This is a genomic window from Arthrobacter cryoconiti, assembly GCF_020905375.1.
In the GTDB taxonomy this organism is placed as follows: Bacteria; Actinomycetota; Actinomycetes; order Actinomycetales; family Micrococcaceae; genus Specibacter; species Specibacter cryoconiti.
The window spans coordinates 1-12,858 of the sequence record NZ_JAJJBU010000013.1 but is presented as its reverse complement, the minus strand read 5'-3'; the positions used below and the strand labels follow the sequence as shown (position 1 = coordinate 12,858).

Annotated in this window: 11 protein-coding genes; 8 read left to right on the top strand and 3 right to left on the bottom strand. The window is 60.6% G+C overall.

What is annotated here, in order from left to right; translation table 11 throughout:
- Window positions 1–2 precede the first annotated feature (2 nt).
- Both LOH53_RS06650 and purD read right to left on the bottom strand, forming a co-directional pair.
- On the bottom strand, window positions 3–926 hold the full coding sequence (locus LOH53_RS06650; protein ID WP_230066952.1) for a phosphoribosylaminoimidazolesuccinocarboxamide synthase: 924 nt from the start codon (window positions 924–926) through the stop codon (window positions 3–5).
- Window positions 927–939: 13 nt separating this feature from the next.
- Complete coding sequence (gene purD, locus LOH53_RS06645; protein WP_230066951.1) at window positions 940–2,232, bottom strand: phosphoribosylamine--glycine ligase; 1,293 nt, start codon at window positions 2,230–2,232, stop codon at window positions 940–942.
- Window positions 2,233–2,332: 100 nt separating this feature from the next.
- Here purD and LOH53_RS06640 point away from each other — a divergent pair, with 100 nt between their 5' ends.
- The 7 genes from LOH53_RS06640 to purM all read left to right on the top strand — a co-directional run bounded on the left by LOH53_RS06640 (window position 2,333) and on the right by purM (window position 10,197).
- Complete coding sequence (locus tag LOH53_RS06640) at window positions 2,333–3,337, top strand: asparaginase (RefSeq protein WP_230066950.1); 1,005 nt, start codon at window positions 2,333–2,335, stop codon at window positions 3,335–3,337.
- Between the two features lie 9 nt (window positions 3,338–3,346).
- Window positions 3,347–3,700 carry a sterol carrier family protein gene (locus LOH53_RS06635; protein WP_230066949.1) on the top strand — a complete coding sequence of 118 codons (354 nt, stop codon included), beginning with the start codon at window positions 3,347–3,349 and terminating at the stop codon, window positions 3,698–3,700.
- Window positions 3,701–3,850: 150 nt separating this feature from the next.
- Window positions 3,851–6,415, top strand: coding sequence for an LPXTG cell wall anchor domain-containing protein (locus tag LOH53_RS06630; protein ID WP_230066948.1), 2,565 nt, complete (start codon window positions 3,851–3,853; stop codon window positions 6,413–6,415).
- Window positions 6,416–6,489: 74 nt separating this feature from the next.
- The gene (locus LOH53_RS06625) at window positions 6,490–7,005 is read left to right on the top strand and encodes a hypothetical protein (RefSeq protein ID WP_230066947.1); all 516 of its coding nucleotides are present in this window, start codon (window positions 6,490–6,492) and stop codon (window positions 7,003–7,005) included.
- 80 nt (window positions 7,006–7,085) lie between these two features.
- Window positions 7,086–7,433, top strand: a complete 348-nt coding sequence (locus tag LOH53_RS06620; protein WP_230066946.1) for a hypothetical protein — start codon at window positions 7,086–7,088, stop codon at window positions 7,431–7,433.
- 43 nt (window positions 7,434–7,476) lie between these two features.
- The gene (purF, locus tag LOH53_RS06615; RefSeq protein ID WP_230066945.1) at window positions 7,477–9,042 is read left to right on the top strand and encodes an amidophosphoribosyltransferase; all 1,566 of its coding nucleotides are present in this window, start codon (window positions 7,477–7,479) and stop codon (window positions 9,040–9,042) included.
- Window positions 9,043–9,054: 12 nt separating this feature from the next.
- Window positions 9,055–10,197, top strand: coding sequence for a phosphoribosylformylglycinamidine cyclo-ligase (gene purM / locus LOH53_RS06610; protein ID WP_230066944.1), 1,143 nt, complete (start codon window positions 9,055–9,057; stop codon window positions 10,195–10,197).
- Between the two features lie 229 nt (window positions 10,198–10,426).
- Here the strand turns inward: purM and LOH53_RS06605 are convergent, their stop codons facing one another.
- Window positions 10,427–10,657, bottom strand: a complete 231-nt coding sequence (locus tag LOH53_RS06605; protein ID WP_230066943.1) for a DUF3073 domain-containing protein — start codon at window positions 10,655–10,657, stop codon at window positions 10,427–10,429.
- A gap of 350 nt (window positions 10,658–11,007) precedes the next feature.
- Between LOH53_RS06605 and LOH53_RS06600 the strand changes: the two genes are divergently transcribed.
- The gene (locus tag LOH53_RS06600) at window positions 11,008–12,855 is read left to right on the top strand and encodes a hypothetical protein (RefSeq protein WP_230066942.1); all 1,848 of its coding nucleotides are present in this window, start codon (window positions 11,008–11,010) and stop codon (window positions 12,853–12,855) included.
- The last annotated feature ends 3 nt before the right edge of the window (window positions 12,856–12,858 follow it).

Here is a 12,858-nt window from a genome sequence, read left to right as displayed (position 1 = left end):
AACTAAATAAACTTTTCTCCGGTGAGACGCTCATAGGCTTCGATGTAGCGGGCGCGGGTCCGGTCAATCACTTCTTTGGGCAACGCCGGAGGCGGGGTGTTCGATGTCCGGTCCCAGCCAGATTCCGGGCCAGTGAGCCAATCACGCACGTATTGCTTGTCGAAGCTGGCTTGGGCTCGCCCCGGCTCCCATAGTTGCGCGTCCCAAAATCGTGAGGAATCCGGGGTGAGCACTTCATCTGCGAGGGTAAGAACACCCGTAGCTGGGTCGATCCCAAATTCCACTTTTGTGTCCGCCAAAATGATCCCCCGCTCCCGGGCTATGGCCTCGGCACGCGAATAAATCTCCATTGTCGCCGCACGAAGTTCGCGAGCTGACCCGTCCCCCACTGCTGCGACCATGGTTTCGAAGCTGATGTTCTCATCGTGGGTGCCGACTTCTGCCTTGGCCGACGGCGTGAAAATGGGTGCATCCAAGCGCGATCCATCACTGAGCCCTGCCGGGAGCGGCAGAGAGCACACTGTCTGTGAGATGCGGTATTCCAACAAACCGGATCCGGTCAGATACCCACGGGCAATGCACTCGATCGCAAACATATCCAACTTTTTGCACACCATGGCCCGCCCTGCCACCTCAGTGGGGACTCCTTCCTCAACCGTGGTTGCCAACACATGGTGGGGAATGTCGAGTTGGCGAAACCACCAAAGACTCAACTGGGTCAGGACACGTCCTTTGTCCGGTATTTCGCTTTCCAAGATGAAGTCGTAGGCGCTGATCCGGTCACTGGCCACTACCAGAACGACGTCGGTGCGTCCCGCATAGCTGCCCGTCCCCGACGCCGCTGGTACATACAGCTCACGTACTTTACCCGAATAGGCATGGTCCCAGCCGGGCAGAACAGGAACAGAATTTCTTGCAGAAGACATGATGAAAAAGTCCTTATCTTTCGGTGGCGGTGCCGGCAACGGTAATTTCGCCGCGTGCCGCCTTGGCCCCAATATCCGTGCGGTATTGGCCGCCTTCTAGGGAAATCTGTTCAATCCCGGCGTAGGCACGCTCGCGAGCCTCCACGAGGTCTGAGCCCAAGCCAACCACTGCCAGGACCCGGCCTCCGGCACTTATGGTGTTGCCCGACTCGTCAGTGGCCGTTCCCGCGTGCAGGACATGGACGCCGTCGAGCCGATTAGCCTTCTTCACCCCGCGAATCTTCTCTCCAGTTCGGGGGGTATCTGGGTAGTTTTCACTGGCCAGGACGACGGCGACAGCAGTCTCAGCGGACCACCGCAACTCCTCGCACTCGCTCAACTGCCCTTTGGCGGCCGCCATCAGGACACCACCGAGGGGAGTCTTTAGCCTGGCCAAGACAGCCTGGGTCTCAGGGTCTCCGAAGCGGGCGTTGAATTCAATCACGCGCATTCCGCGCTTGGTAAGCGCCAATCCGCAATACAGCACGCCCACGAAGGGTGTACCGCGGCGGGCCATCTCGTCGATCGTGGGCGCAGCCACGCGTTCGATCACCTCTGCTACGAGGTTCTCAGGCACCCATTCCAACGGCGAATATGCGCCCATGCCTCCGGTGTTGGGCCCCTCGTCGCCGTCGTAGATCCGCTTGAAATCCTGGGCCGGAGCTAGCGGCATGACCGTGTGGCCGTCGGCCAGAACAAAAAGTGAAACCTCAGGTCCATCGAGAAATTCTTCGATCACTACAGTTCCACCCGCATCAAAGCATGATTGCGCGTGGGCGAGAGCTTGTGTGCGGTCATCGGTGACCACCACACCCTTACCTGCTGCAAGCCCGTCATCCTTGACCACGTACGGGGCTCCAAAGGCGTCCAGTGCATCCGCAGCTTCGTCGGCGTTGGTGGCCACCCGCGCCATCGCCGTGGGAACTTGGGCCTCCGCCATGACAGTCTTGGCGAACGCTTTAGACGCCTCCAGCTGCGCCGCATCTTTGCTGGGCCCAAAGACCGCGATCCCCGCTGCACGTAATGCATCTGCAACCCCTGCCGCGAGTGGGGCCTCCGGGCCAACCACCACAAGGTCGCTATCAAGCTTGAGCGCCAAGGCAGTTACGGCCGCGGGATCATTGGCATCGATGGCATGAGTGGGCACAATTTCTGCCATGCCGGCGTTACCCGGAGCGGCATGAACCTCGGTGACATTGGGGTCGCGCAGTAAGGAGCGGACTATGGCATGTTCGCGGCCGCCTGGGCCAATCACTAGAACCTTCACGATCCAAGGGTACAAGGCCGGGCGCGTGGGATGGGAAGGCCGCCCATGAAACCGCGTACGTCGGGCTTCGCTGCCCGCCTGCGTCGTCTAAGATAATCGCATGATGCAGACCTTTTCGGCCCACGACGCCGTCGAACTTGCCGTTCTAGAACGCAGCGGCTTTGTAGAGTCCAGGCATCTGGGATCAGCGGTGGTCCTCGCTGGCGACGGTTCCGTGGTGACAACGCTGGGCGCCGTAGATTCTCCCATTTATCCACGATCATGCCTAAAACCTTTTCAGGCACTCGCGGCTATGCAGGCTGGCGTCCCGTTGCGCGGTGCCCAGGTTGCTGTGGCCGCTGGTAGCCACACCGGTTCTCTGGAGCACATGGATCTGGTTTCCGGGATGCTTGCCGCCACCGGACTAAGCGAAAAACACCTGGGCTGCCCCACGGCCTGGCCGTCGGACCCCGAAGCGCGTGCATGGCTGGTCCGTACTGATCGTGGAAAATCCAAACTTGCCATGAACTGCTCCGGCAAACATGCCGCATTTCTGTGGGCGTGTATGGAAAACGGTTGGGATACGGCCGGTTATTTAGACCCCGGGCATCCCCTCCAGCAGGCGGTCCGCACCGTGGTGGAGGAATACACCGAGCAGCAAGTCCACCACACGGGCGTGGATGGCTGCGGCGCACCGGTGATGGCAGTGACGCTCACCGGGCTCGCCCGTGCGTTCAGCACCTTGGCCAAGGCGCCGTCGGATAAAAACGCAAATGCCCGCACCGCCACCATTGCCACATCCATGCTCGATTACCCGTGGGCCGTGGAGGGACATGGGCAGTCCAACACCGTGGTCATGGAAGACCTAGGAGTGTTGGCGAAAACCGGGGCAGAAGGCGTTATTGCCATGGCAGCTCCGACCGGGGCCAGCGTTGTTGTGAAAATGCTTGATGGAAACGGCCGCGCCGGCACACTAGTGGCTTTGACGCTGCTGGCGGCATCCGGAGCGCTCGATGTGCCCGAGGTGGCCGAGGTCCTCAGCAAAGTTGTCCCACCCGTCCTAGGCGGCGGCGTTCGAGCCGGCAGCCTTCGGCTGGGCCATGCTGTCAGCGCCTTGTTGGATTAGAAGACCACCATGGTTGCCCGTCGGCGCATAGCGGAAACAGAAGGTCGTTCTGCCCTCCAGGCTTGGTGTCAGGGGAGTGTGGATCGGGCGGTCACGGCCATGGCTGTGCGCTATGCGCTGGAGGAAATCACGGCCAGGGCCCCCGGTAATTCAGTGGAAGTGCGGGTTCCTCCGTTCGGAGTCACACAGTGCATCGCCGGTCCCCGCCATACCCGCGGCACACCTCCCAACGTTGTCGAGTGCAACGCTGACACCTGGCTGGCGCTCGTGAGCGGGCGTACCACTTGGTCCGACGCCGTCGGGCAGGGACTCGTGGCCGCCTCTGGCCTGCGGGCAGACCTCTCCGAGGTCCTTCCCCTCTAGTTCGGCCAGTTTGGCGTAACATTCGCGGCCTTCAGGGACTAAACTCTTGACTCTGCCCACAACGCTGGGCATTGATAGTAGTTTTACACGTACTATCAGCCTCACCCTCAAATTCTGGCCAACCGCGTCGACCTTCTCAGGGAGAACCACATGCAAGCATCCACCCTCGCCTTTTATCGGCGTGGGGTTGTGGTCTGCGCCGCCGCCTCAGTCTTCCTTGCCAGCACGTTTGTTCCCAGCGCGGCACTGGGCGCCCCGGCCTCCGACCCGGTCAGCACGCAATCCCCGGCCGCACAGTCCCCGGTGGCTACACCAGCCCCATCGACGGTGGCGCCCTCTCCCGCAGTTGCCTCCGAATCCGCGCCTGGCGGACTCGCTGTTGCTCTCAAACGCGATCTAGGCATGAGCGTTGAAACGTTCAATGCCCAGGGGAAGCTTGCGGCCAAGGCTGCGGCACTTCAAAAGGAAGTCACCACAGTTGACCCCTCCGCCGTCGTCTCCCTGACAGGGAACACCATCACTGTCCACACCGAGGCGGCAGCTGCCGATGCTGCGCATGCGGCCTCGAAAGCAGCTGGAATAGCCGGAGTAGCCAAGCTCACCGTGGCACCTTCCCAGCCTGCCAACTCCGTGGCAAAAGCTGAAGCCACGAGCGTTGACGCTCTTTTTAGCGACTACGTCAAGGCTTTTGGAGCGGGAGACCTGTTCTCGGTAGCGCGGAACGCTTCGGGTGAATTCGTCATCCGTACCGGCAGAGCAACCAACACCACACCCACTCCCACGAGTTTCGCGAAGCCAGTTTCCCTGTCCGTTGCTGCATTTGCTGCCCAGTACCCAAACGTGAAGATTGAGGCAGCCGCCGGTCCGGCCGAAGCACATTTCGCTCCGGGTGATCCCTACAATTTAGTCAACGGCCAAGGCTACTTCGCAAGCGTCAATGCCAGCGATACCAACGGTTGGCTGTGCAGTGCGGGCTTCAACGCCTTCGACAAATCCGGGCACCCTGCCGTGATCTCTGCAGGGCACTGTGCCGAAGACGGGGCCGCCAAAGTCACCACACTCACCAACCCTGCCACGGACACCGCCGCCACAAACGCCCAGGGACCGGTGACCAAACTGACCCCGCTGGGGTCCTTCGGCTTCCAACAATTTGGTGGCGTGAACAACGCCTGGACCATAGAAAATCCAGACGGAACCGCGGACGGAAATATTGGCACCGATGTCTCCGTCATAGACGGGATCGCTGCGTCCCTGACACCGTTGCCTGCCGTGGCTCATTGGAGCAATGCAAGCTCCTGGAATCCTGCAACTCCGGAGCAAATTTCCCAGGACCCCGCGAACGTTCAGATTTCCGGTGTCACCAGCGCCGTGCTGGGAGCACCCGTGTGCAAATCAGGAAGAACCACTGGGTGGACGTGTGGTGCAGTGAACGAAATAGGCGTCTACGTCATTGCCGGAATCGGTTATCCCTCCCAGGATAATCCCCAGGGGAATCTTTTGGACGTGCGCGCCGTCCGTGGCTTTGCCTCGATCGGCTCCATGGCTAGTGGCCCCGGCGACTCCGGCGGTCCCGTCATTTCGGGCACTACGGCTGTAGGGCTAACGAGTGCAGGCGGTCAAATGCCTGACGGAACACTTGTGGCAATCAGCGCAGACTTACCCACTGCGCTGGCCGCCACTGACGGCTACAGCATCAAGATCTTCCTCAACGCTCCAGTGTTTGCTTCCTCCAGCCCTGTGTACCGGCAAGGGGCCATTACGGGCACGGTGCCCGGTGCGCCGGCTGGAACTACCGTCGACGTCACGATCGACGGCGCCACCACCACGGTCCCGCTCGATGCCAGTGGAGCATGGACACTTCCGGCACCGAACAAACTTGGCACGTTCCCCATCAGTGCGGTGGCCCATAGCGGATTCAACTCTTCCCTGACAACCAGCACTTCCCTCGATGTTGCCTTGGAGCCACTGCCAGAGCCGGCCACCACTGAACTGCCTGCAGCTGGCACCTCCCCAGTCTCACTTTTTACCGGAACAGGTCGCCCTGGAGCAACGCTCACCCTGGCCATCAGCAGCCAAGCAGACGCTGCCCGTACACTCAGCAATAACAAGCAACGATTTGCTACCCGAAGCCTCGCCAGTGCCACGACATTCACCACGGTTGTGGATGCCGGCGGCACGTGGACCATCCACCTCTCCCCAGCCCTCGGTTTGGGCAGCTACACCGCCACCATCATGCAAACCCTGGCTGGCTGGGCCGACTCCCCCGTGGCTACGCTTACCTTCAGCGTCATCCCTACGGCGCCGTCGTCCACTACGCTGTCCGACAACCAGCAGATTGTTTTCAATCCCGCTCCCACCACCATCTCCGGAACCAACCTTCCCGGAGCCACGATCACTTTATTGCTCAACGGCCAAAGCTACACACCAGCTGTCAATGGCAGCACATGGTCCCTGACGTTGAACGATCCGCTGGCACCCGGCGTGTACACACTTGTCTTAACCCAAAGCCTGTCCGGTGTCACTTCGGCACCCGTGACGTCCACATTTACAGTGCTCTCGCCCCCCGTAGCGGCTCTGGCGGCTAACCCATCCAGTCCCATCCCCCTGGCCAACACCGGGGTACCTTCATCCGTGGCGGGCCTCGGCGCGGCAGGAATTTTGCTGCTCATGAGCGGGGCAATCATGCTCTTCCGCAGACGCACCAGGACACTGTAGGCTCGGGAACCCCAATGAACCATAGGAGACTAGCCGTCGCAGCATTAGCCGCGGCGATGGTGGGAGCATGTGGCATGAGTGGATGTTCCGCCGGAAGCACCGCAAGTAACAGCGCGACGTCCCCAAACAGCAGTCAGCCGCAAGTCTCTGAGCAAGCCAACGATGCTCTCACCAACGACTTACTGCGATTAAACGATTCCTTGAAAATATCCCTTGGCCCGGCCTATTCCGATGCTTGGATTCAGGACAATGAATTGCACGTGGCCGTCACGACGCAAGAAGCGGAGAAAGCCGTCAAGGGGGCTGGCGCGATCCCTCAGCTAGTTGATTTCAATGCGGAGCAGCTCCAAGGAGCCGTCCAAGCCATCTCCACCTGGCAATCGCAGCTTCCCTCTCTTCAAGGTGCTGCCATCCACAAGATCATTCCCGACGGGCGCAGCGCCACCGTGAGCATTTATGTTGCCCCAGAGCAGATCGATGCCGTCGCGGCTGCGGCCGCGCGGGACAACCCAAGTGGGAAGATACCTCTGGTCATCAAGGAGTCAGCTGGCATTGCCACCCCACTTCTCACGCCTGCCACCGCACCTTAGTTGGCTGTTCTGCAGGCCTCTCAACCGGGGCTGCATTACTCCCACACCGGCCTCTCCATTTCGGGCGGTACCCTTGAACTATGACTTCCCAGCCTGTTGAGCATTCTTCAAACACTGAGCCAGTGTCCCCGCAACGGCGTGCGCTGCTGGTCCGTCGGGCCCCCAAATTTGTACCATTTCTGATCGCGGGCGCAATTCTTGGCCTTGTGGTCGCCGGCATCCTGACGCTCATTTCCCCCAGCATCGAGGCCTTTGAACCTAGTAGCATTTTCGGCTTCTTCGCAGTTCTGCTGATCCTGCCCGGCGCCGGCCTGGGTGCCGTCGTAGCCCTCATACTGGATCGCGTGAGCGTCCGGCGGGCCACACGGGCCGTCGTCGAATCCGTCCCAGAGAACGACGGCGAACAAGCGGAGTCTGGCGCTCTATAAAATGACGTTCGGCTCACGCGCCGATACATGAGATAATTCTTGTGTGACACGCGGAGACGGAAAACTTTCCCATGATCTTTTACCCGGCGAGAAGGGACCCCAGGACGCTTGTGGCGTCCTGGGCATCTGGGCACCCGGCGAAGAGGTTGCAAAACTAACCTATTACGGGCTGTATTCCTTACAGCACCGTGGCCAAGAATCTGCGGGCATCGCAACAAGCGATGGCAAACGGATCAGTGTCTACAAAGACATGGGACTCGTCTCTCAGGTCTTTGACGAATCTACTCTAAACACGCTCACCGGGCACATGGCTGTAGGCCACTGCCGGTATTCCACGACGGGTTCATCCAACTGGGCCAATGCGCAACCAACCTTGGGCGCCACAGGCAGCGGAACAGTTGCTCTGGCCCACAACGGCAACCTCACCAACTCGGCGGAACTCTACGAGATGGTGCTGGAGAAGTACGGCGTGCCTACCGCTGGCGAAATGGCACAAGGCAATACCTCTGACACCGCGCTAGTCACCACCTTGCTTCAGGGCGTGGAGGGCCGTTCCCTAGAAGAAACGGCCATGGAACTCCTACCAAAGGTGCTCGGCGCCTTCTGCTTTGTGTTCATGGATGAACGCACTCTCTACGCTGCACGCGACGCCCACGGCGTCCGTCCCCTAGTTTTGGGCCGTCTGGAAACCGGCTGGGTGGTGGCTTCAGAAGGTGCCGCCCTGGCCACAATGGGTGCAAGCTTCATCCGTGAAATTGAGCCCGGTGAGTTCATCGCAATTGACGAAGAAGGCGTGCGCAGCCAGCGCTTCGCGCCCGCCACTCCTGCTGGTTGCGTCTTTGAGTACGTGTATCTGGCCCGCCCAGACGCCACAATCGCCGGACGCTCGGTGTACGAAGCTCGCGTGGAAATGGGCCGCCAGTTGGCCCGGGAGAACCATGCAGATGCCGATCTTGTCATCCCCGTTCCGGAATCAGGCACACCAGCCGCCATCGGTTACGCCGAAGAATCCGGCATCCCGTTCGCCCACGGCTTCGTCAAGAACGCTTATGTGGGACGTACCTTCATCCAACCCAGCGAAACTCTCCGTAAACTGGGCATCCGTCTCAAGCTCAACGCTCTCGAATCCGTGATCCGCGGCAAGCGCATTGTGGTGGTAGACGATTCGATCGTCCGCGGTAACACCCAGCGCGCAGTGGTCCGCATGCTCAAGGAGGCCGGAGCCACAGAAATTCATGTGAAGATCTCCTCTCCGCCTGTGCGCTGGCCGTGCTTCTATGGAATTGACTTTGCCTCACGCGCAGAGCTCATAGCCAACGGTGCAGCAGTCGATGAAATCGCCAAGTCCATTGGCGCCGACTCGCTGGCGTACATAACCGAAGACGGCATGATCGATGCCACCTTGCAACCGCGTGAACGCCTCTGCACGGCCTGCTTCACCGGGACCTACCCGATCGAGCTTCCTTCCAGCGATCGGCTGGGCAAGAACTTACTAGAGCGAACCAAAACCGACGATGCCACTCCCTCCAACGGCTGCGAGCCTGGACCGGACTCTGAGCTGGAAAGCATCCTCACCGACAAAGACCGCACCGCCTCAAACGGTTCATAAGAAAGAGACGCCATGACCAACGCCTCCCAAGAGCGCGCCTCCATCACCTACGCCAGCGCCGGTGTTGACACCGAAGCTGGGGACCGCGCCGTCGACCTCATGAAAGAGGCTGTCAAGGCAACGCACGGTCCTTCTGTGATCGGCGGGTTTGGCGGATTTGCCGGCCTGTATGACGTCTCAAAGCTACTCACGTACAAGAAGCCGTACCTGGCCACATCCACCGATGGCGTCGGGACAAAGGTAGCTATTGCCCAGGCAATGGATATCCACGACACGATCGGGTATGACTTGGTCGGCATGGTAGTCGACGACATCGTAGTAGTGGGGGCCGAACCACTATTCATGACCGACTACATTGCCACGGGCAAGGTTGTTCCCGAACGGGTGGCAGACATTGTGCGCGGTATTGCGGCTGCCTGTAAGGTGGCCGGTACCGCGTTGGTCGGCGGTGAGACGGCCGAGCACCCTGGCCTCTTGGCCCCTGACGAATACGACGTCGCTGGCGCCTGCACAGGAGTTGTTGAGGCAGAATTACTGCTGGGCCCAGAGCGCGTGCGTGCAGGCGATGTCATCATCGCCATGGCCTCCTCCGGATTGCACTCCAACGGTTATTCTTTGGTCCGTCGCGTCATCAATCATGCAGGTTGGGCTCTGGACCGCGAGGTTTCCGAATTGGGCCGCACTCTGGGCGAAGAACTCCTAGAACCCACCCGCGTCTACGCCGCAGACTGCCTGGATCTGACACGTTTCCTACCGGTCACCGCGGAGAAAGCCGTGCACGGCTTCAGCCATGTCACAGGAGGAGGCCTGGCAGCGAATCTGGCGCGCGTTCTTCCACAGGGCCTGATCGCCACAGTGGATCGCTCCACCTGGAGCTTGCCGGCCATCTTCAACCTGGTCTCACAGCTGGGCAACGTCCCTCTTGCCGACCTGGAGCGCACACTTAACCTCGGCGTAGGTATGGTTGCCGTGGTTTCCGCCGACGCAGCCGACGACGCCGTGGCCCGCCTGAACTCCCGCGGCCTGCCGTCGTGGGTTATGGGGACTGTCGCCGCTGAGGCGGCCGACGCGGACCGTACCGGCACCGACTACACGCAGGGCGCCAAGGGAGTCGACGGCGGTGCTGTTCGCCTAGTGGGCAACTACGCGTCTTAGGATAGCGACACACCATCGTCGCGCCTGGTTGCGCTTCTCGCGCCCGGTTAACCGGGCGCGAGAAGCGCAACCAGGCGCGACGGCAGCAATATAGTTAACTGATGCGCCTGGCGTGAGGCATGCGGAATTGCAGGACGACCGCGCCACTAACCTCAGCATTCCACTGTGAGAGGGCATTAGAGAACCCCATCACGGTGCGAAGACTGTTGAGAGTGACGCCGAAGCGGTCCTAGCCTATGCGGCGGGAGTCCACTTCGTCGTCGTCCTGAAACTGATCTGCATACTTATCTTCATATGCCGAATAATCTGGCTCTGGCGGAAGCTCAATGTGATGGCTCGGGGCACGCCGAGTGGTCTCACCGAGCTCTTTTTGCAGAGCGGAATAGTCAGTGTTCGGGGAGTAGTACTTAATGTCCCGAGCCTGCTTGGTTGCCTTCGCCTTTTGACGGCCGCGCCCCATGGCGTGACCCCCTTTTTACACTTGGACCGGAGGTGGTCGCTCGGGCTGAGAGCGAGGCTCCGGAATATTCGGTCAATTTGTCGTAAGTCCTAGATTACATGAGTTCTGCAGCGATCGTGTCCGCTTATGGGTTGTTCTCCCCATGGCGAACCCCTCAATATCCTCTGCAGAGCGTCAAATGTTCGGTAGAGTGCGTTACATGGGGAGTATTTTCTAGCAAGAGCATAATTTTTGGTCTTTACGTCACCGGGTCCACTCACCATTATTTCCGTGAGCGTAGGGGCAATCCACTTCTGTCAGGCGAGAGATCTTGTGCCACCATCCGGCGCAGCAAGGAAGGTTGGTTCTTCGTGAGCGAAACGAACGATCAGAACGACGCAAGCAACGTAGATGGCAATAAAGCTGGCGAAGGCCCGCAGGCAGAGCATGAATCTCAGCTTTCCGAGACCGACTTTGAGTTGTCCCAGCCACAGCTAGGTGATGCCGCGATCAGTGCGGATGTGGCGGAGAGTGTCAATCTAGACGAGGTCGAGGCAGAGGCAGCCAAGGTGGAACGCGAAGCTGAGCGTTCAGCCCAGCTTCCCGCTTCCGAGGTGCTCTCCAACATCCCGCCCGCACGTCTGGATTTTACGGAGCACAAGGACTCCGACGTCGACGAATCAACTGTGCTGCGCACCGACTTTACGAAGCCGCCGGTAGCTAGTAACCCGTGGTCTGCACCCACGCCATCCACACCGGACCAGGCCCCTGAAGCTGCTCACGCGCCGACACCGGAACCTACAACGTCCCAGGCTCCTGCGTCGGCCTCCGCGCCTGACATGCCGCTGGAACCTCCCGCAGCCCCCGCGAATGCGCCGCAAGCTCACAACGAACCGTCCGCCCATTCCGAAACGCCAGATGGCGAGCCTCTCCCGCCAGCAACGCCGGAATCGGGAGCTGCGCCGGCCTACAAGGGCCGGGGGATCGACGACGGCTCAGGGTGGCATCGTCCACAAACGCCATGGCAGCAATCCGCAACTCCGTGGCAACCCAAAGCTAACGCGTGGCAGTCACCGGGTCAGTTGGCTCAGAGCGAAGCCGATGCTGCGGCCCTTGCCGCAGCATCGGGCAATCAACCTCCCGCACCCGGCCAGTCCCCCGAGGTTCATGGGGCCCCGATACAGCCTCCCGCGCAACCCCCTTATGGCCAACCGCCTTATGGTCAGCCGCCATACGGACAGGCGGCTTACGGACAGGCTGGCGGGCCACAAAACCAACAAGCCAACGGCCAACCAGGAGCCCAGCCGGCTTACGGTCAACCAGGCGGTCAACCGCCCTACAGCCGACCAGGAGCCCAGCCACCTTACGGTCAACCAGGCGGTCAGCCGCCTTACGGCCAAGCTGGTCCCCAGAGCTCCGGAGGACAGCCGGGAGCCCAGGCAGGAGTGCCTCCTTATGGTGCGCCAGCGCAGCGCGGCACTCCCCCCATCCCGGGCAACCCCGGCGGACCGGGTGCACCCTGGCAAAACAGCCCCGGCGGACCAGGTAATCCTGGAGGGCCAACTGGGCCTGGCGGACCGGGTGCACCCTGGCAAAATAACCCGGGAGGGCCTAGTGGTCCTGGGCGCCCACAAAGCAAGAACAAGCTGTTTATCATCTTGGGTGTAGCCGTCATCGGGATCATCCTTGTCGTCTTGCTGATCTGGATGGTTATTGGGATGCTGAGCGGTACCGCAAAGGTAAATTCAGGAGAGGCCCAGCCCGCAGCAACTGCTTCGGCAGCGCAGCAGAAGCCTTCACCGGATGCCACAGCCAAGAGTCCCGCTACGAGTCCCGCTACGCCCGCGGATGATTTTGATGTGATCGTACCTAACGCGTCACCTCTGGATTGGATTGAAGGTGACTGTCTGCGTGATTTCGCCTCCCCATCCAAGAAGGCCGACGTCGTCGTTTGCAGCAGCCCTCACTCAGCCCAGCTAGTAGGCACTTACTACTATGAGGACGGCGCTGATTTTCCCGGCACTGAGGCATTGAGCGCCAAGGGCAAGGAGGTTTGCGCGGGGGTTTCTCTCACCAATGAAGCCAAGTCGTTTAAGGATCTCAAGCAGGCCAGCGCATACCCCTCGGAATCCACCTGGACCAATTCCGGGGACCGCCGCGTTGATTGCCTGATTTCCAATCCCTCAGGCAACAACCTCAACGTCTCCCTCGTGAAGTAAGAG